Source organism: Brevibacillus sp. AG (genome assembly GCF_028369215.1).
GTDB lineage: Bacteria > Bacillota > Bacilli > Brevibacillales > Brevibacillaceae > Brevibacillus > Brevibacillus porteri.
This window is the reverse complement of record NZ_JAQMYO010000003.1, coordinates 36183-54118: the sequence shown is the minus strand read 5'-3', so window position 1 is coordinate 54118 and position 17936 is coordinate 36183. Positions and strand designations below refer to the sequence as shown.

Here is a 17936-nt window from a genome sequence, read left to right as displayed (position 1 = left end):
CCAGTTACTTCTATTAATAAGGAATACCATTCAAAGAATGGGTCTTGTCTATCATAACATGCTTTGACCTCATCAGGGAAAGAAACCCCGTAAGTTATTAAGTTGTTCTAATATGTAAGGGTACCTCTTTAGACCAGGTACTAAATTTCGTCAGAAAAAGCCAGAGACATTGTGTCCCTGGCTTTTTATTATTTTGCCGAACGACTATTTTTGAGCTGGTTTTTCCGGCAACGATGCAGCTTGCACCGCTTTTTCCTTTTTCGGAGTTTCTGCTTTCGCTAGAACAGGAGCACTGAGACGCTTAGCGCCTACATAACGCTTGCTCCAGTAGTATGGATCGTTCAACTTGGTGTTGACGACTCCACGACCAGATTCCGAGTGCACGAATGTGCCGTCTCCAATGTAGATACCCACGTGAGAAATGCTGCGACCGTTCGTATTAAAGAACACGAGATCGCCTGGCTGCAAATCTTTTCTGGCTACCTCTGTACCTAATTCGTACTGGGAAGCAGAATTGTGAGGCAGGTCTACACCTAACGCATCAAATACGTAGCGCGTGAAACCGGAGCAGTCAAAGCCCTTTTTGGACGAGCCGGAAGATTTGTAAGGGGTACCGTACAAGTCGCTGACTACTTCACCCAGAGAATTCTCCTCAGCAGCCTGTGCAGCGCCTGCCCCCATAGCAAGCATTCCAGCCATAAATAAAGATAAAACCACCTTGCGCAAAAGAAACTGCTCCCTTCGTGAGCCTACGAGGTTAGCTGAAGGGTTCGGTCGAAAGGACGCCCTAGGCTGCTAGGAGTAGCAACCATTCACCCCAAAAACGTGGTTCCCCCGTTTCCGCCAAGCGGAATTCGGCTATTTTTCGATGTTTTTTTACACGCACTCTTACGAAGATTCTACGCCAGTCCTTTTTTTCCTTCTTTTTCATCCGTTAGTTCACATATTCGTCACAAAATTACCGTCAAATGCTGTAACGTTTTCGTTCGACAGAGCAAGCCGCCTTTCGACGCAGGCTTGTTCTGCCTTGCGCGACAGCTCGTCCGATTAGGGCAGGAAATTGTCTCCGTCCAAGGGCGGAGGGAAAAACCAACCGCACGCCCGTTATGGGAAGCCTATACCGAGGGCTACAATAAGGGCATAACGTTCCACAAGCACCACATGCAAAACGAATGGAGGTAAGCGAGTAATGAGCGAACGGTCTGGCAAAGTTCTACTCGGGCTGGTTCTGCTGCTAGTCGGTGGGTTGGTTCTTCTAGATCTGGTGGGTATCGATATCGGAGACTTGCTCGGGTTCATCATTCCCGGTGTGATCATGATATACGGTGCCAAAAAGATTATGGGACAAACCGGTTCACGCTTTTGGGGAATCCTCGTCTTTCTATTCGGGTTCCTGATGCTGATTGGCAAGCTTGACCTACTGTTTCACGCGCTTCTGGCCATTGGGGTAATTTATCTGGGATATCGCTTACTACGTCCCAGTCAAGAACCAAAGCAAGCTCCACCTACTTGGGAGCGTGAATGGGCCCAAAAAGTATTAAAGGAAGATACGCTAGACACTTGGGAGAAACATGTAACACGAAGACAACAATAACGCTACGTCGCAAGAGTCTTTTGGATGAACAATATGATGTGATATGATGAGGAGGAAAAAATAATGAGTATCTTTAAACGTTTGCGTGACCTGACAGTAGCTTCGGTGAATGATGCATTGGATTCGATGGAAGATCCGGTAGTAATGCTGAATCAATATATGCGTGACATGGAAGTAGAAATCGGACAAGTTGAAGTAGCGGTTGCCCGTCAGGTTGCACTGGAAAAGAAATTCCGCCAGCAATTGGATGAAGCCAATGCTCTGATTGAAAAACGCGATCGTCAAGTCAAGCTCGCCTTGACTGAGGGAGAAGACGAGTTGGCTCGTCGAGCACTCGCTGACAAGAAGCAGTACGAAGGCCGTGCAGCGGAATACGAAGGTCTTTACCTGTCAGCATCCGAGGCAGCTTCGCAAATGCGTGAGAAGCTGGCTGAGCTGAAGGAAGAGTTCTATAAAATGCGTGCGAAAAGGTTCACACTGATGGCACGTGCACAAGTAGCTCGTACACAAAAGCAAGTCAATCAAGCAGTTGTCGGTATCGGCAATCAGTCCGCAGGCCGTGGCTTCGCCCGCATGGAAGAAAAAGTGATGCGCATGGAAGCAGAAGCGCAAATGAGTGGACAATGGAGCCAAACGAACCGTGCTTGGGAGAACGCTTTGTCTGAACTGGAAAAGGATGATCTCGATGCAGAACTTGCCAGCATCAAAGCATCCATTAATGAAGTGAAAACACCGGTAGCCAAACCAGTACAATCCTAATTCGACAGGAACTGGGGGACTAGGTGTAGAATAGATTGTGTCAATTCGGCAGCCTGTGTACATCAGGCTGCTTTTCCCCTAGGAGGTACGATTCTTGCAGGACTTCTTGGTCTTTTTGCGGCGGTTTATCGCTGAGCCTGGACGCGTCGGTAGTATAATCCCCAGCTCTCGTTTTTTATGTGAGCAAATGTTGAAAAACGTCGATTGGGCTTCAACCGATGTGATCCTGGAGCTGGGACCTGGTACAGGGGCATTTACCCAAACGATCTATCAGCGCTTGCGTCCCGGCACACATTACGTGCTTGTGGAACGAGATTCCCATTTTCGCTCTATGCTTCAATCACGTTTTCCCGATCTTCCTATCAGGGAGGAAGCGACTAAACTTAGGTCTTACTTGGAGGAGCAGAACCTTGCAGGTGCAGATGTTATTATCTCAGGTCTGCCATTCGCCAATTTTCCACAAGAGCTGCGGGCAGCAATTCTGGACGAAGTTCAATCTGTACTGAAGCCAGGGGGCCTGTTTATTACATTCCAATATTCGCTACAACTCCAAGCTGAGTTGCAGGGTCGTTTTCCCTGGGTCAAGATCGACTTTACCCTGTTGAACATTCCGCCTGCATTCATATATACATGTCGTAATGGTCAAAGTGAAAACGATCAGCATGGGGCGTGAGAGAGGAGACTTTTGTGAAACTGTCCCGTTTGCACAAAATGTTGGCTGGTATCCTGATTATTTTTACGGGAATCGGCCTTTTATTAGACAGTTTGGGTATCATTTCGTTCGGTCTGTTTGATTTGTGGCCGATGGTGCTTATTTATTTCGGCCTTCGTTTGTGGGGGCAGAAAAATCGGATTGGCGGAGGGATTCTATTCTCCCTGGGGACCATCATCGCGATGGATATGTGGTTTGGTGTCGGGGTTGATGATTTGTTCCAGATTGCAGTGCCAATTGTGTTTATTTATTTCGGGTTTCAGTTGATTCGGGGCAAGAACAGCAGACGAGATCACCGTGTGAATCAACCATTGGGTGATACGGGGACCCCATCTGCTGCGGAGACGATTTTGACAAGTGATGCGAGTATTCCGAGTGACGTAAAGGTTTCAACAGAGGAGCGCCCTTGGCTAGACAGCTGGAACAAATGGAAGCATGTTGGTGGCAAAATTCCCCATCACGAAAGAATGTCTTCATCACCTGACGACACATTGCCAAAAGATTCCCGCAGTTCTCTGATTGGAGATTATCACCTGACCTCGGGGCGTTTTGAACTGAATCACTTGCATGTCTGGCATGGAATCGGGGATGTTGTGATTGATCTTTCCCGGGCAGTGTTGATGCGGGATGAGGCAGTTCTTGTCGTAGAGGGCTGGATAGGCGATGTGACGATTTATGTCCCTGTGGATCTTCCTGTATCGGTAACAGCAGGGTTGAGTATTGGTGACCTGGAGGTGCTAAGCCACCGTCAGGGAGGTATCAATCGCAGTGTTAAGATTCGTTCAGATCAGTATGATGAAGCATTGCAAAAAGTAAACTTGCATATCTCGCTGCTTGTCGGCGATATAAAAGTCAAGTACATCTAGGAGGTACTGGCGGATGCGTCGACAGCGATTGGCAAGTATTCAGTGGCAATACGTGCGCTATGGCATGTTACTGGCCGTCAGTGCAATTACTGCCGCGTTTATTTGTTTCTTTTGGCTATACTTTTTATGGAGAGATCACCCCGGGATTCATCGGTGGTACAACGAAATGATCAGCGACCGCAACTTCATGTGGTGGCTTCAAGAATATATAGGCATCAATCTGCCTGCCGATCCAGAGGGCTTGATTCAGCTTGCTGCTTTTGTTGTCTCTTTGCCTGCAGGTGTCTTAGTGGCATTGATCATTTCCTATATCATTGGCAATTTGTTGAAAAAGAGACTCAGTGTACTGTGGGAAGCTGCCATGAAGCTTGGGCGCGGGATGCTGTCGTATCGGGTTCCAGAATTGGGCGTCGATGAAGTCGGCGAATTAGGATGGCAGATCAATCGCTTGGCTTCACAATGGGAAGAGCAAGTGGCATCTTTGCAGCGGCTGTCGAACCACAATGCGGCTCTCGCAGAGCAATTGAAGCATGCAGCGGTAACAGAGGAGCGCCAGAGATTGGCGAGAGAACTGCATGATGCAGTCAGTCAGCAGCTGTTCGCCATCGCCATGACGACCGCGGCGATGAAACGGCTTGTAGAAAAAAATCCGCAACGTGCAGCACAACAGATTGAATTGGTCGAAGAGATGGCAGCAGCAGCACAAGCGGAGATGAGGGCATTGCTCTTGCATCTTCGCCCGGCTACGTTACAAAACAAGTCATTGAAGGAAGCCATTCTGGAACTTTTAGATGAGCTGACGCGTAAAAATACCATGCAGCTGTCTTGGGAGATCGAAGACGTCGAAGGCTTGCCGAGTGGAATTGAGGATCATTTGTTCCGTATTTTGCAGGAGTCCTTGTCCAATACATTGCGGCATGCCAGAGCCACCCAGATTACAGTGAAGCTGTTTACGCTGCAAGAGCAGGTTCGCCTGCGAGTAACGGATGACGGTGTTGGTTTTGATCCGGATGGGGAGAAAATGACGTCCTACGGTTTGCGCAGCATGCAAGAGCGCGTAGCAGAGGTCGGAGGCTCCATGGAGATTTACTCGGCAATTGGGAAGGGGACGCAAATTGAGGTCCGTATTCCTCTAATGTCACAGACGGAACGGGAAGGGTGAAGGCTCGGTGATTCGGGTACTACTGGTAGATGATCACGAAATGGTTCGGATGGGTCTGGCTGCTTATTTGTCTACAGAGGACGATATTGAAGTCGTAGCAGAGGCAGGCAGTGGAGAAGAAGGGGTGCGGATGACGCAAGAACTGCGCCCGGATGTCGTTTTGATGGATTTAGTTATGGAAGGCATCGGCGGTGTGGAAGCGACTCGGCGTATTCGTGAAAGCTGTCCATCCAGTAAGGTTATTGTCTTGACCAGCTTTATTGATGACGAAAAGGTATATCCGGTCATTGAAGCGGGGGCATTCAGCTACTTGCTGAAGACTTCGCGTGCAGCCGAGATTGCAAAGGCAATCCGCTCTGCTGCGGCGGGTGAGCCAGTTTTGGAATCGAGGGTAGCAGGAAAAATCATGGCCCGTTTCCGTCACGGTCAAGAGTCCCATCCCCATGAGCAACTGACGCCGCGTGAGTTGGAAGTTTTAAAGCTGATCGGTCAGGGCAAGTCCAACCAGGAGATTGCAGATGAGCTGATTATCGGGATCAAAACGGTCAAGACTCATGTGAGCAACATTCTTGCCAAGCTGAATGTGGAGGATCGCACGCAAGCGGCCATTTACGTGCATACGCATAGCTTAGGCTAATCACATAGCATCATGTATAAGTAAACGCGCCAAAAAGCTCCTCGGTAAACAGGGGCTCTTTCGCGCGTTTACTTGTTTAAACAGTTTTCTTGTATACAAACCGTGAGTTTTTTTCGTAGATGTGGTAAAGATAGTAAGTAACGAATGAGAGATTACGGAAAGGAGGGACGGGTTATGAGGCACAAACCTCAAACACGCTCCAAGGTGCTTTCGGCTGACGATGGTGTGGATATCGTTGGAGATGTTCACGGCTGTTACGACGAATTTATAGAATTGCTCAAACGCTTGGGATATGAACAAACCCCAGACGGGACCTATCGCCATCCCCACGGCCGAAAGCTCCTTTCCCTCGGTGATATCACGAGTCGTGGACCTTACTCAATCAAAATGCTGCAATTTTTTCACCATCATGTCACGGCAGGCCTGGCTGAGATGGTGGATAGTAATCATGGGTGGAAAGTAGCCCGCTGGTTGGATGGCAGACCAGTGACATTGGCACACGGAGATGAAAAGGTAGAAGAGGAGATTCGGCTGTATCAGCAAGAATACGGGCCGAAGAAGGCCTCCTTGCTACGAGAGCAGAGTCGCAGATTGCTATTTTCTTCTCCTTCGCACATGATCATCAAACGGAATGAAAAAATAGTAGCAGTCGCCGTTCATGCGGGGATTCGTGATGATTACATAGGGATGGATTCGCCTGCGGTCTATACGTTTTGCCGATATGGCGATGTGGCAGGGACGGGACCAGATGGACGCCCGATCCGCAGAGAATGGGCAAAAGAGAGAAAAGTGACTTCGCCCATCATCGTATGGGGACATGATCCGCATCCAGAACCAAAACGAAAAAATGGCACCATCAACATCGACCAAGGATGTGTGTTCGGCGGAATGTTAACCGCCTACCGCTACCCAGAGGACGAATTGGTGAGTGTGCCAGCAAAGAGAAATTATTCGGGCTTAACGGATACGCCGCTGACCCGTTTTAAGACAGACGATTAAACGGAGACGTTACGTTACGTTTTGAGCTTTTCGAATAAACGTTTTAGGATGACAGCCTGTGCCCAGAGCGGCAGAGGCTGGTCAGGCTGCTTACGCCATTGTTCGTCGGTTAATAAGCCTTGATCATACAGCCAGTTGACGGCTTCCTGCTTCCAGTCAGGGACTGTCCCGTTTCCAGGAGAAGTGGTGGGAGCAAGGGTCGGTGCTGCAGTAGGTTTTGGAGTAGCAGTAGGAGTCGTAGGGGGCTGGTAGGGAAGTTTGGCGTACGTGCAAAATGCTCGGACTACCCCTTCCGCGAGATCTCGCCAATCCTGTTGCAGTTTATTTGCGTCCAAAGCATTGTCAGCAAAGCCATACTCGACGATAACCGTCTCTACGCTGCCAGTCTCCCGGTGCATGAAGTAGTAATCGAGCCGAGGATTATCTGGCAGTGTCCGCGTAAAAATGCGTCGATTCGGCATTCCTTCCGCTGCTAGGGCATCCTGGATCAATTGGGGAAAGGTTGGGGAGCCGTAAATCGAGTAAATGACCTCGGAACCTCGACCGCCACCTGAGTTAATGTGGTTCGCTATACAGTAGCGAGCCCCGCTGTTTCGAACCAGAGCAGTCCGAGCCTCGCTTGTCAGAGTCACATCGGTTGTCCGTGTGATAGCGACAGGAATATTTAGAGCCAAAAAGCGATTATATTGATAGAGCGATATTTGCAAATTCATATCTTTCTCGGTAAACTGCGTGTTGTTTCCTCCACCTGGATCGCTGCCACCGTGTCCAGCGTCCAGAATCACAATTGGAGTCATAGTTGCTTCACCTCTTGCTATTAGAATATGCTTGAGACAAAGATATTGTTGAGGGCAGTGTTCTCATTTTCCAAGTTTTCTAATCACAATTTACAGAAGATAGCTCAACTATGGTACAATAAAAGAGTTCATAATTACGTATAGAGGATGGTAATGTATTGATGGCTTGGTACAACTGGGTAATTCCAATTGTTACATTGTTAATCGGTCTCGCTGGTGGATTTTATGGAGGGACTTATTTTTTGAAAAAACAAATGTCCAACATGCAAATGGACGACAAGCAGCTTCAAGCCATGGCCCGTTCAATGGGGATGAATCTCAACCAAAAGCAGCTTAAACAAATGAGCCGTACGATGAAAAACATGAAAATGCCAAATAAATTCGGGAAGTAGCGTGAAAGGGAGTGTCGTTTGATGGGGGCGACCCGGCTGCGCTACACGATGATCGGTTTTATAATCGGGGTGTTTATCGTGTATTTGAAAGACCTGCCGCTTGCTGAAGGAACTCGGTTTGCGGCCCCTTTTTACGGAGCGGGGATTGGACTGCTCATTGACGGCATTATTTTACGTATGAAAAAAAGAAAACAAGAGTAGGGGAAGAGCCTGGCGAATGATGCCAGGCTTTTTTCTTTTGGAAAGGGGCTTATTTTTCAAGAGAATCAGCAAAATACTGGACGATAAAATCACAGAATTTGCGTGCTGCCAGGGAGAGATATCTTTTTTCGTGACGAATCATTTGAAAATGTCGCTGGCAGATCGGGTGTTCGATCGGAACCATGACAAGGTGAGGGTCTTCCTCTCGACTGATACAGCCATAGAGGGCGATGCCAAGACCTGCGCGGACCAGCTTTTGTATAGAGCCGGGATCATCTACCCGACAAGCGAATTTGGGGGTAATCCCTGCTTTTTGAAAGAACTGATCGTACAGCATTTGGATGGGAAAGTCCTCCCTGTAGCCGATAAATGACTCTTCAGCCAGCTCGCTTAGTCGAATGCTGCTTTGCTTGGCTAAGTGATGTGTGCGGGGGACAGCTACATGAATATCTTCTTTCAATACGGGCGTAGTCAAAATATCCGGCACCCTGATCGGCAAATGCGTGAAGCAAATATCCACTTCGCCTGACTCCAGGAGGGTTGCCATTTCTTCGATGCTGGCTTGCGTGATCTGGAAGTGTACATCGGGATGGAGGGCGAGAAACTTACCCAACGGTTCTGATAACAAATCCAAGGTTGACGTTGCCAGATGAATACGACCATGTTCCATTCCGGCTAGATCCGATACGACTTTTTGACCTTCCTCCAACAAGTTCAGTGCTTTATCTACACGCTCCAGATACGCCTTCCCAAATGTATTCAGCCGAATACGTCCTCGCTCGCGGTCGAATAACGGAACCCCGACATCCTCTTCCAACCGAGCAATGGTTTTGCTGAGAGCAGGCTGAGCAATCCGCAGCTCTTGGGCGGCTTTCGTCATATGCTGCCACTTGGCCACTGTCCGGAAATAGTGCAATTGCAACAATTCCATTCGATTCAACTCCATATACTCAGGTATATCAACTACATATCAAAAGATATATTTTCGTTTATTTTAAAATCATTATAAACTACATCTAGCAAGGCAAACAATCACCTTCCCGGGAAGAAATCGGTGATAACGAGAGGTGTCTTTATATGCAAACCGAACCACAACAACAATCTGCTGAAAAAGTACTTCGCGTACTCGTGTTTACCCTCATGATTACGGTGATGAGTGCTACGATGTTCAATATCGTGTTACCGCAAATCAGGACAGCATTTCATTTATCTTTTAGCCAAGTAAGCTGGGTGACGTCTGCCTTTTTGTTAATCTATGCGGTTGGAACCGTGATGTACGGAAAGCTAGCCGATTCCTACAAGCTCAAACATTTGCTTACATTCGGATTAATTCTGTTTGCTATCGGCTCCCTTATCGGATTTTTCGCTCATAATTATGGCATGGTGCTTTTTGGGAGAATTGTGCAGGCAGCAGGAGCTGCGGTTGTTCCGGCGACGTCTTCCATTATTCCGGTGCGCTATTTTCCCCCGGAGAGTAGGGGGCGAGCTCTAGGGATCTCAATGACCGGGATGGCAATCGGTAGCGCATTAGGTCCCGTTCTTTCCTCTTTGCTGGTCAGTCTGCTCGATTGGAGATGGCTGTTCTGCATGCCGTTGTTCACGCTTTTTGCCGTGCCTTTTTTCCGTAAGTATTTGGAGGAGGAGGAGCAGGAAGCCGTCAAAATGGATTGGATCGGCGGTGGGCTTCTCGCAATCACGATTGCGTTGCTTCTGTTGGCTATTACGAATCAGAGCTTGTTGTTGGCACTGGGGTGCATCCTCTCATTCGTTCTGTTCTTGGTAAGAATTCGGACGACCGCAGAACCTTTTGTTCGCCCTGGCTTATTCCGGAGCAAACGCTATTCACTCGGGCTGTTCATTGCCTTTTTGATGATAGGGAGTGGCTATTCGTTCGCTTTCCTTAGTCCACAGTTGTTGGCCAATGTGAATCACCTGGCAACAGGACTCATCGGCTTTGTCATGGTGCCGGGAGCAATTGTGACCGCGTTCTTGGGGAAAAAGGCCGGGATTCTTGCAGATAAGAAAGGGAATTCGTATTTATTTTACACAGCGTCTGGGTTGCTTTTGAGCAGCTTTGTCCTCTTCTCTTCCTTTGCGGGAGTATCTCCGTTTCTCATTGCCGTTTTTCTGATTTTTGGCAATGTCGGACTATCGTTTATGATGATTTCGATGTCAAACGCAATCTCGCAGTCTCTACCAAAAGAACAGATCGGCGTCGGTATGGGACTGTTGGCAATGCTGAACTTTATTGCAGGTGCACTTGCAGCTACCTTGTACGGCAAATCGATTGATGGAGGAGCTGCTGTTAGCTGGAATCTGCTCAATAGCTATCCAGGAGCGTCCGTCTATAGCAATATTTACTCCGTTTTAGTGCTCATGATACTGGGGCTCGCTTGCCTTTATTACAGACAGTTCGGCCGCAGCTCGGTGAGAGAACTCCATTGATTGGGTTAATAAAATTATTTTTATTGCCAGTCTCCATTGACAACCAGAAATAAACCGAATAAAATTTCAAACAATAATAACAATAACGCGAAGAACGGGAACAGTAAGTGGTCTGATCTGTTTAGAGAGCTGCGGGATGGTGCAACGCAGTCAGAGAAGCCAGTGAAGCTCGCCCGGGAGCGGCAGGACTGAACAAGATGTAGCGCTGCATCGAGCAGTAAGTTCTGACGGTTAACCTCCGTGATCGGGTTGTGCTGATCGACTAGGATCAGTACATGAGGTGGACTTCTGGCGAGTAGCTGGGGTCAACGAGAGTGGTACCGCGATAGACAAGGTCTGTCGTCTCTTCGATAGAGACGGCAGGCCTTTTTGATTTTCACAACGACATAGAGCAAACGCGAAGAACGGGAGCTAGTAAAGCGAATTTCTTGTCCAGAGAGCTGCGGGTAGGTGCGACGCAGTCAGGAAATGCTCGAATCTCACCCGGGAGCGGCAAGGTTGAAAACATACAGTAGACCTTGACGGATCGTCCCACGTCATCGGGATAGCGAGGTGGATTCTCTTTTGAAAAAAGAGGGGATCAACGAGAGTGGTACCGCGGCAGCCAAAAGCCTGTCGTCTCTTGTATATGGAGACGGCGGGCTTTTTTTATTGAGAAAATAACGAAAAATTGAGGAGGCAATACCCATGACAAAACGAATTCATATTTTCGATACGACACTGCGTGACGGAGAGCAAGCACCAGGAGCGTCTCTTTCTCCTGAGCAAAAAATCGTGATAGCGAAGCATTTGGCAGACCTCGGAGTGGATGTCATTGAACCGGGCTTCCCGATCTCCAGTCCTGGTGACTTCATGGCGGTGCAACGTATTTCGCAAGAGGTGCACGGCGTGGAGATCTGTGGCTTTGCTCGTGCGGTGAAAGAGGACATCGACGCTGCCGTTCGGGCTACACAAGCGGCAGAGCGACGCAGACTCCACATGTTCCTGTCATCCTCCAGCATTCATCTGGATTTCCAACTGCGCAAGTCGAGAGAGCAGGTGATTAAAATCGCCCGCGAGATGATTGCGTACGGCAAACAGTTTGTAGACCGGATCGAATTTTCACCAATGGATGCGACCCGTACTGGAGATGAGTTCCTGTTTGAAATGATCGAGGCAGCGATCGAAGAAGGAGCAACCATTATCAACATCCCGGATACGGTCGGATATGCGCTACCGGAAGAGTACGGAGCCATGTTCACTCGTGTCATGAAAAATGTCCGTGGCAGCGACAAGGTAGAGTTCAGTGCACACTGCCACAATGACCTGGGACTCGCGGTTGCAAACAGTTTGGCTGCAATTCGTGCTGGGGTCACCCAAGTCGAAGTAACGGTCAACGGGGTCGGTGAGCGAGCAGGGAACTGCTCCTTAGAAGAACTGGTGATGGCAATTGAGACGCGCAAAGAAGCATTGGATGCTGAGACTGGCATCAGACCAGAGCACATTTACACCACTTCACAAAAGGTGAGCCGTGCCATGAGCTTCCCGATTGCCTTCAACAAACCAATTGTCGGTCGCAATGCCTTTCAGCACGAAGCGGGAATTCATCAGGACGGCCTCTTGAAAGAGCGCAGCACATACGAAATCATGGACCCAGAGAGCTTGGGCGTACCTCGTAACATGATCATTCTCGGAAAGCACTCCGGTCGTCATGCCATCAAGCACCGCGTAAACGAATGCGGGATACAGATGACCGACGAACAGATGGAGACACTGTACGTCCAATTTAAAGAGCTGGCTGACAAGCAAAAAGTGGTCCAGGATCATCAGTTGCTTGAGCTGGTAGGACATACCGTGAACGCGGTACTGGAGCCGTTCACGTTGGTCAATGCGCAAGTGCTCACTGGCACATCCGGAAGTCGTATGGCTTCCTGCACCATTACGAACAATGTGACAGGCGAAGAACAAGCATACTCGGGCACCGGAGAAGGACCTGTCGAGGCATTGGTGGCAGGCATCAAGCAGGCACTGCCGTTCGACGTAGAGTTTACGGACATGGAGCTGTATTCATTGTCGTCGGGAGAACATGCGACAGGCGAAGCGATCGTGACGGTCAGCGCTAATGGAAGCCATTTTAAAGGTGTTGCCGAGCATCGAGATGTACTGATGGCGGTCGCGCAGGCGTTTATGGCGGCTAGCAATCAGGCGGTGCGTGATCATCAGGCCAAAGTTGTTGCAGCCGGAGCTAACTAAGAGCCAAACATAAAAAGTCAGCCTGTAGATGGTTACAGGCTGACTCATCACGTGCTTATGGCTGTAGTGGGGAGAAGAATATTTCCAGTCTAGGCTCCAGGCTCCGTCCTGCTGGGGGTTAAGACTGCTCGCTCCGAAGGGATTCGCGGGGAAACGCAAAAGTGGTAGCCGCTACGTCGCATGGGCACGGTTGCGTTTCTTTTTGCCCGCTAATCCCTTCTCCGCTCGGTAGGACTCCACAAGTCGCTACGTCTGGAAATATTCTTCTCTGTCGTTGCTGAAGATTTAAAGTCTTCTAAAACCCGTTTAAGTATGGAAAGCTCGTAGAGGAAACAGGAGAAATAAGCGAAGATCTTAGGGACGCCTACCGAAACGGAATGCAAAAAGCGAAACACGCTCTTTAGCGTCCACCTCTGAAAAACTTCCTGAATGGACTACTTTGGACGCGGTTTCGCTTTTTGCATGGAGTCGGGCAGTCAATCCCACAGCGGGTGGCCCTAGAAGCTGAGCGTTTTCTCCTGTTTCCTCCCCACCACTACAGTAACGTGCAAGAAGGTCTTTTTATATCAACCAGTAAAAATCAACTCATATACCATCTTCACAATCAAGGTAATGGATACGACCAAGAACAATGGACGAACATAACGTACCCCCGTTTTGATGGCCATTTTGGCACCGAGGTTAGCGCCCAACAGCATCGCGATCCCCATGATAAGACCAGTCATGAAGACAACCTTGCCCTCCATTGTGAAGACAAAAAGCGCTGAAATGTTACTGGCCAGATTCAAAATTCGGCCATTGCCGGCCGCAATCACAAAATCATAGCCAAACAGAAGCACCATTAGAAAAACAAAGAACGAACCAGTTCCAGGCCCGAAAAATCCATCGTAAAATCCGATTAAAAAGGTAAAAGGAATCCCGATGCCTAGCGTAAATTTGGTCAGCCCTTTGTAGTTGGAATCTTGACCGAAACGTTTGTTGAAAAGGGTGTAAACGAAAATGAGTGCCATCATGATAACGACAAGGAACTTCAAAAACTCCTGGGGAACGAATAGAACTGTTTTCGCTCCGAAATAGGCGCCGATCAGGGAGACGGGAAATAAGATCAGCATGAGCTTCTTGTCAAATTTACCGTTCTTGATAAAGGTGTAAGAACTGGTGGCTGATGAAATCGTGCCAGCCAATTTGTTCGTGCCAAGAGCAAGGTACGGTGGCATTCCTAGACCGAGCAGAGCGGGGAGGGAGATGAGTCCGCCTCCACCAACAGTACTGTCGATGAATGCTGCAATGAATCCAAAGACAGCGAGAAGTACGATCGTTGATAAGTCCATTTCCACTAAATATCACCTGATTCTCTTCGTTTGTAATAATCCAAGTCTAGCACGCTCGGTTTTGTTTTCAAGATAGAAATCTTTGAAATAATAAATAGATTAATATACTTTGCATACCGATTTGTTGAAAAACTGTTTGGCTTACAGTATAATGAAGGCGTAAGCTTGACCTACATAATTTGAGGAGGAATGTTACAATGGCACATCAACTTCCTGCATTGCCTTATGCACACAACGCTTTGGAACCACATATCGACGCGCAAACCATGGAGATCCATCACGGACGTCACCATGCTACTTATGTTAACAACCTGAATGCAGCTCTGGAAGCACACGCTGACCTGCAAGGTAAAAGCATTGAAGAGCTGATCAGCAATCTGGATGCTCTGCCTGAGTCCATCCGCACTGCTGTTCGCAACAACGGTGGAGGCCATGCTAACCACACACTGTTCTGGGAAATCATGAGCCCGAATGGCGGCGGCGCACCAACTGGTGAACTGGCTGACGCAATCAACGCGGCTTTCGGAAGCTTTGACAACTTCAAAGCAGAATTCGCAAAAGCAGCTACTACTCGTTTCGGTTCCGGATGGGCTTGGCTGACTGCAGAAGGCGGAAAAGTAGCAATTAGCTCTACTCCTAACCAAGACAGCCCAATCATGGAAGGTAAAACACCTATCCTTGGTCTGGACGTTTGGGAGCATGCTTACTACCTGAACTACCAAAACAAACGCCCTGACTACATCGGCGCGTTCTGGAATGTAGTAAACTGGGATGAAGTTAGCAAGCGTTTCGCAGCAGCGAAGTAATTGTAACTCTACCTGTCATAAGGCTTGTCGTTCTTTAAGAGCGGCAAGCCTTTTTTTGTTCAGAGAAAAGAAACGGCATCAATTTAGGATACACTTGTAACCGTGGTGATTATGAGATATAATACTTACTAAAAGTAACTAAGTTTAAAAAGTATAGAGGAGAGTGTACGCAAATGATGCCGTCTTTTTTCATTGCACATGGTGCCCCGTTACTTGCCATAGAAAACAATGCCTATACAGAAGCACTGAACCAATTGCCTAACCTGCTCCCGCGCAAGCCACGAGCGATTGTCATGTTTTCGGCTCACTGGGAAGCTTTTGAGCAAACGGTGGGAACGATGGATATCTTCCCGACTATTCATGATTTTGGCGGATTCCCGCAGGAGTTGTATGAGATTGAGTATCCAGCAAAAGGAGAGCGAGAAATAGCGGAGGAAACAGTCCGCCTTCTTCAGGAAGCGGGCGTGCCAGTTGCTCTCAACACGACACGCGGACTTGATCATGGACATTGGGTCATTCTGCGCCATATGTATCCGGATGCAGATATTCCTGTTGTTGCCTTATCGGTTAATCCGAACCTGACCGTGACAGAGCAATATCAGATCGGTAAAGCACTCAGTCCGCTCCGCGAAAAAGACGTTCTGATCCTCGGCAGTGGCGGAACCGTCCATAATTTTTCCTATATGAACCTGAGAGAGTCCGATAGTGCTACCTTTGAGTGGGCGGAGCAATTCGAAGACTGGCTGCAAACAACATTGACTGACTGGAATGTCGAGGATCTTGCCAACTACCGCGAGCTTGCTCCACATGCCGAAAAAGCTGTTCCCGCATATGGAACCGAGCATTTTGTTCCGCTTGTGTATGTCATGGGAGCTGCCGACGATGAACGTACAGCGAAGCGCCTGCACATGAGCATCCGCTATGGAAGTCTCAGTCACACCATTTGGCAGTTTGGTGATACGAAATAATGACAGTGCACATGGGGGATGTTTATCGGGAGTATAAATCATTACTGTTTTCCCTTGCGTACCGGATGACTGGCTCGGTAACGGAGGCGGAGGACATTGTACAGGATACGTTTCTTGCGTTGGCAGGTACCGACATCCAAGACATTCACCATGTAAAAAGCTATCTGTGCAAAGCTGTGACAAATCGTTGTCTGGACTTATTAAAATCAGCCCGTTGGAAGCGGGAGCAGTATGTAGGGGAATGGCTGCCGGAGCCGATGCTGGACGCTTCGGAAACCAATGATCCCTTGCAAACAGTGATTGCCGAAGAAACAGTCTCGTATGGCTTGCTTGTTCTCTTAGAGAATCTACCGTCGACGTTACGTGCCGTTTTTGTGCTCCGAACGGCACTCGACTACGAATACAGCGAAATTGCAGCGATGCTCGAAATGACCGAAGTAAACTGTCGTAAGAAGTTTAGCCTTGCGAGAAGAAAGCTGGCTGAAGCAGGATATCAGGCGATCGTCCCTCAGTCGAATCGGACTTCGAGCTTGGTAGAACAGCTGGTGCAGGCCATCTCCCAATCAGATGCGAAGTCGTTGATCGGACTTTTGACAAAAGATGCTGTGTTTGTCAGCGATGGTGGTGGGAAAGTCCGTGCGGCTATTCATCCCATCTTTTCAGACGAGCGGATTACTGCCTTCTGGATGGGTGTATGGCCGAGGTGGGCTTCTCATGCTACGATGCAGATTCGCTCGATCAATGGCCAAGATGGGATTGCCGTCTACTCCGAAGGTCAGCTGAAAATAATCATCCAGATCACAATGAATGAAGAAGATCGCATTTCACGATTGTACATGATGGTCAATCCAGATAAGCTTGCTCATTTGCAAAAAGAAAATGGATGATTCGTCACAAGAAGGACGCTTCACTCGTCTTTGAGGTTGAAAGCAAATTCGAGTGGAGAGGAAAGATGAATGATGCAAGCTAGATTCAATCATCGTGCAGCAAATCCTGAGGCGTATCAAACCATGCTCAAGCTGGAAAATTTCGTGAATGAGAGCGGCTTGGACAAAAAACTGATTGAGTTGATCAAAATTCGTGCTTCCCAAATCAACGGCTGCGCTTTTTGCATGGATATGCATACACAGGATGCACGCAAACTCGGTGAAACAGAGCAACGCATTTATTTACTCAGCCTATGGAGAGAATCCGCGGTTTACACAGAGGCAGAGCGGGCCGTCCTTGCTCTGACAGAAGCTGTCACTGTCATTACGGCTAACGGAGTTTCGGAAGAGCTCTATCAGCAGGTCCGCGAGCATTTTGACGAGAATCAGTACGTTGCCTTGATTATGGCGATCAATACGATCAACAGCTGGAACCGAATCGCGATTTCGACAGGAATGAGTGCTCCGTATAATAAGTAAAGATCAGGCAAGAAAAAGACACGCTCTTAGGAAAAAGAGCGTGTCTTTTTCGGCTATACATCCATCTCGACTTTTCTGCCTGGATAGAACTGTTTCTCTTCGGAAAGTGGATTACCTTTGGCGGTCAGCACGGTAGGCGTAATCCGGAAGATGGCGGTCGTACTTCCCATCGAAGAACGATACTTGATGACATGCTGCAAAGGCAACGCTTCTGAATAGTAGCCGGGTACGTACTTGTCGATCATGGATTGCATCGCATCGCGCATCTCCTCAGGTTCAGAAACACGCTCAATTGTCCCAGCGATAAACACACTCATGTAAGCCGTATCGATATGGGCAGGCACAGGTGAGGCGATTGTGCCGTACTCCTCGCAAACACTGAAACATACACGGTTGTTGCCATTCATCATCTCGATTTTTCTGCCAGAATCCGCGCCGTGAAAATAAATACAGCCATTCCACCATGCAAAATTCAAAGGGAGGATGTACGGCTCGATTTCATTAGACAAGCCGAGATGGCCGACCTTAGCCACTTGCAAAAACTGGTCAATTTGCTCCTGATCAGTAATGGTACGCTTGGAATAACGAATTGGTATCATGTCGAGTCCCCCAGTCTGTCGTTGTTATTT

General features: G+C 48.4%; 20 protein-coding genes, 1 riboswitch and 2 other annotated features. Of the genes, 15 read left to right on the top strand and 5 right to left on the bottom strand.

Annotated elements, in window-relative coordinates:
* Positions 1-204: 204 nt before the first annotated feature.
* Positions 205-726, bottom strand: a complete 522-nt coding sequence (locus POF51_RS09115) for a C40 family peptidase (protein ID WP_069846695.1) — start codon at positions 724-726, stop codon at positions 205-207.
* Between the two features lie 4 nt (positions 727-730).
* A riboswitch (cyclic di-AMP (ydaO/yuaA leader) is annotated at positions 731-870 on the bottom strand.
* Between the two features lie 319 nt (positions 871-1189).
* On the opposite strand from POF51_RS09115, the gene POF51_RS09110 reads away from it, so the two are divergent.
* The 7 genes from POF51_RS09110 to POF51_RS09080 all read left to right on the top strand — a co-directional run bounded on the left by POF51_RS09110 (position 1190) and on the right by POF51_RS09080 (position 6729).
* On the top strand, positions 1190-1594 hold the full coding sequence (locus tag POF51_RS09110; RefSeq protein WP_017250121.1) for a LiaF transmembrane domain-containing protein: 405 nt from the start codon (positions 1190-1192) through the stop codon (positions 1592-1594).
* Between the two features lie 63 nt (positions 1595-1657).
* Positions 1658-2353 (top strand): PspA/IM30 family protein, encoded by a 696-nt coding sequence (locus tag POF51_RS09105; RefSeq protein ID WP_017250122.1) that lies wholly within the window; start codon positions 1658-1660, stop codon positions 2351-2353.
* A 94-nt stretch (positions 2354-2447) separates the two neighbouring features.
* A complete protein-coding gene (locus POF51_RS09100) occupies positions 2448-3026 on the top strand; it encodes a class I SAM-dependent methyltransferase (RefSeq protein ID WP_069846693.1) in 579 nt (192 codons plus the stop codon).
* Between the two features lie 14 nt (positions 3027-3040).
* On the top strand, positions 3041-3931 hold the full coding sequence (gene liaF, locus POF51_RS09095; protein WP_069846691.1) for a cell wall-active antibiotics response protein LiaF: 891 nt from the start codon (positions 3041-3043) through the stop codon (positions 3929-3931).
* Positions 3932-3944: 13 nt separating this feature from the next.
* Positions 3945-5093, top strand: coding sequence for a HAMP domain-containing sensor histidine kinase (locus POF51_RS09090; RefSeq protein ID WP_017250125.1), 1149 nt, complete (start codon positions 3945-3947; stop codon positions 5091-5093).
* Positions 5094-5100: 7 nt separating this feature from the next.
* A complete protein-coding gene (locus POF51_RS09085; RefSeq protein ID WP_007721557.1) occupies positions 5101-5730 on the top strand; it encodes a response regulator in 630 nt (209 codons plus the stop codon).
* Positions 5731-5904: 174 nt separating this feature from the next.
* A complete protein-coding gene (locus tag POF51_RS09080) occupies positions 5905-6729 on the top strand; it encodes a metallophosphoesterase (RefSeq protein WP_017250127.1) in 825 nt (274 codons plus the stop codon).
* A gap of 14 nt (positions 6730-6743) precedes the next feature.
* Here POF51_RS09080 and POF51_RS09075 read toward each other — a convergent pair whose 3' ends face one another.
* Positions 6744-7526: an N-acetylmuramoyl-L-alanine amidase family protein gene (locus tag POF51_RS09075; protein WP_271755169.1), complete on the bottom strand. Its 783-nt coding sequence runs from the start codon at positions 7524-7526 to the stop codon at positions 6744-6746.
* Positions 7527-7687: 161 nt separating this feature from the next.
* Here POF51_RS09075 and POF51_RS09070 point away from each other — a divergent pair, with 161 nt between their 5' ends.
* Positions 7688-7918, top strand: a complete 231-nt coding sequence (locus tag POF51_RS09070) for a YneF family protein (protein WP_007721554.1) — start codon at positions 7688-7690, stop codon at positions 7916-7918.
* 21 nt (positions 7919-7939) lie between these two features.
* Complete coding sequence (locus POF51_RS09065) at positions 7940-8119, top strand: hypothetical protein (protein ID WP_017250129.1); 180 nt, start codon at positions 7940-7942, stop codon at positions 8117-8119.
* 49 nt (positions 8120-8168) lie between these two features.
* Here the strand turns inward: POF51_RS09065 and POF51_RS09060 are convergent, their stop codons facing one another.
* Complete coding sequence (locus POF51_RS09060) at positions 8169-9050, bottom strand: LysR family transcriptional regulator (protein WP_106836514.1); 882 nt, start codon at positions 9048-9050, stop codon at positions 8169-8171.
* 146 nt (positions 9051-9196) lie between these two features.
* Between POF51_RS09060 and POF51_RS09055 the strand changes: the two genes are divergently transcribed.
* Both POF51_RS09055 and POF51_RS09050 read left to right on the top strand, forming a co-directional pair.
* The gene (locus POF51_RS09055) at positions 9197-10564 is read left to right on the top strand and encodes an MFS transporter (protein ID WP_069846685.1); all 1368 of its coding nucleotides are present in this window, start codon (positions 9197-9199) and stop codon (positions 10562-10564) included.
* An 81-nt stretch (positions 10565-10645) separates the two neighbouring features.
* Positions 10646-10914, top strand: a binding site (T-box leader).
* A gap of 41 nt (positions 10915-10955) precedes the next feature.
* Positions 10956-11190 (top strand) — a binding site (T-box leader).
* 61 nt (positions 11191-11251) lie between these two features.
* Positions 11252-12796: a 2-isopropylmalate synthase gene (locus POF51_RS09050; RefSeq protein WP_271755163.1), complete on the top strand. Its 1545-nt coding sequence runs from the start codon at positions 11252-11254 to the stop codon at positions 12794-12796.
* A gap of 566 nt (positions 12797-13362) precedes the next feature.
* On the opposite strand, the gene POF51_RS09045 is transcribed toward POF51_RS09050, so the two are convergent.
* Positions 13363-14133 carry a sulfite exporter TauE/SafE family protein gene (locus tag POF51_RS09045; RefSeq protein ID WP_069846680.1) on the bottom strand — a complete coding sequence of 257 codons (771 nt, stop codon included), beginning with the start codon at positions 14131-14133 and terminating at the stop codon, positions 13363-13365.
* Positions 14134-14324: 191 nt separating this feature from the next.
* Between POF51_RS09045 and POF51_RS09040 the strand changes: the two genes are divergently transcribed.
* From POF51_RS09040 to POF51_RS09025, 4 genes are all read left to right on the top strand, one after another.
* Positions 14325-14933 (top strand): superoxide dismutase, encoded by a 609-nt coding sequence (locus tag POF51_RS09040; RefSeq protein ID WP_012684750.1) that lies wholly within the window; start codon positions 14325-14327, stop codon positions 14931-14933.
* Positions 14934-15106: 173 nt separating this feature from the next.
* On the top strand, positions 15107-15901 hold the full coding sequence (locus POF51_RS09035) for a dioxygenase family protein (RefSeq protein WP_069846677.1): 795 nt from the start codon (positions 15107-15109) through the stop codon (positions 15899-15901).
* Complete coding sequence (sigJ, locus tag POF51_RS09030) at positions 15901-16788, top strand: RNA polymerase sigma factor SigJ (protein ID WP_069846675.1); 888 nt, start codon at positions 15901-15903, stop codon at positions 16786-16788. The genes POF51_RS09035 and sigJ overlap by 1 nt, the downstream gene beginning before the upstream one ends.
* Before the next feature lie 72 nt (positions 16789-16860).
* The gene (locus POF51_RS09025) at positions 16861-17307 is read left to right on the top strand and encodes a carboxymuconolactone decarboxylase family protein (RefSeq protein ID WP_069847479.1); all 447 of its coding nucleotides are present in this window, start codon (positions 16861-16863) and stop codon (positions 17305-17307) included.
* 53 nt (positions 17308-17360) lie between these two features.
* Here the strand turns inward: POF51_RS09025 and POF51_RS09020 are convergent, their stop codons facing one another.
* Positions 17361-17906, bottom strand: coding sequence for a pyridoxamine 5'-phosphate oxidase family protein (locus POF51_RS09020; RefSeq protein ID WP_069846674.1), 546 nt, complete (start codon positions 17904-17906; stop codon positions 17361-17363).
* Between the last annotated feature and the right edge of the window lie 30 nt (positions 17907-17936).

Coding starts and splice junctions, on each gene's coding strand:
- POF51_RS09040 (WP_012684750.1), top strand. CDS start 14,325: ATGGCACATCAACTTCCTGCATTGCCTTATGCACACAACGCTTTGGAA.
- POF51_RS09020 (WP_069846674.1), bottom strand. CDS start 17,906: ATGATACCAATTCGTTATTCCAAGCGTACCATTACTGATCAGGAGCAA.
- POF51_RS09110 (WP_017250121.1), top strand. CDS start 1,190: ATGAGCGAACGGTCTGGCAAAGTTCTACTCGGGCTGGTTCTGCTGCTA.
- POF51_RS09035 (WP_069846677.1), top strand. CDS start 15,107: ATGATGCCGTCTTTTTTCATTGCACATGGTGCCCCGTTACTTGCCATA.
- POF51_RS09075 (WP_271755169.1), bottom strand. CDS start 7,526: ATGACTCCAATTGTGATTCTGGACGCTGGACACGGTGGCAGCGATCCA.
- POF51_RS09090 (WP_017250125.1), top strand. CDS start 3,945: ATGCGTCGACAGCGATTGGCAAGTATTCAGTGGCAATACGTGCGCTAT.
- POF51_RS09025 (WP_069847479.1), top strand. CDS start 16,861: ATGCAAGCTAGATTCAATCATCGTGCAGCAAATCCTGAGGCGTATCAA.
- POF51_RS09070 (WP_007721554.1), top strand. CDS start 7,688: ATGGCTTGGTACAACTGGGTAATTCCAATTGTTACATTGTTAATCGGT.
- POF51_RS09055 (WP_069846685.1), top strand. CDS start 9,197: ATGCAAACCGAACCACAACAACAATCTGCTGAAAAAGTACTTCGCGTA.
- POF51_RS09060 (WP_106836514.1), bottom strand. CDS start 9,050: ATGGAATTGTTGCAATTGCACTATTTCCGGACAGTGGCCAAGTGGCAG.
- POF51_RS09105 (WP_017250122.1), top strand. CDS start 1,658: ATGAGTATCTTTAAACGTTTGCGTGACCTGACAGTAGCTTCGGTGAAT.
- POF51_RS09065 (WP_017250129.1), top strand. CDS start 7,940: ATGGGGGCGACCCGGCTGCGCTACACGATGATCGGTTTTATAATCGGG.
- sigJ (WP_069846675.1), top strand. CDS start 15,901: ATGACAGTGCACATGGGGGATGTTTATCGGGAGTATAAATCATTACTG.
- POF51_RS09050 (WP_271755163.1), top strand. CDS start 11,252: ATGACAAAACGAATTCATATTTTCGATACGACACTGCGTGACGGAGAG.
- POF51_RS09080 (WP_017250127.1), top strand. CDS start 5,905: ATGAGGCACAAACCTCAAACACGCTCCAAGGTGCTTTCGGCTGACGAT.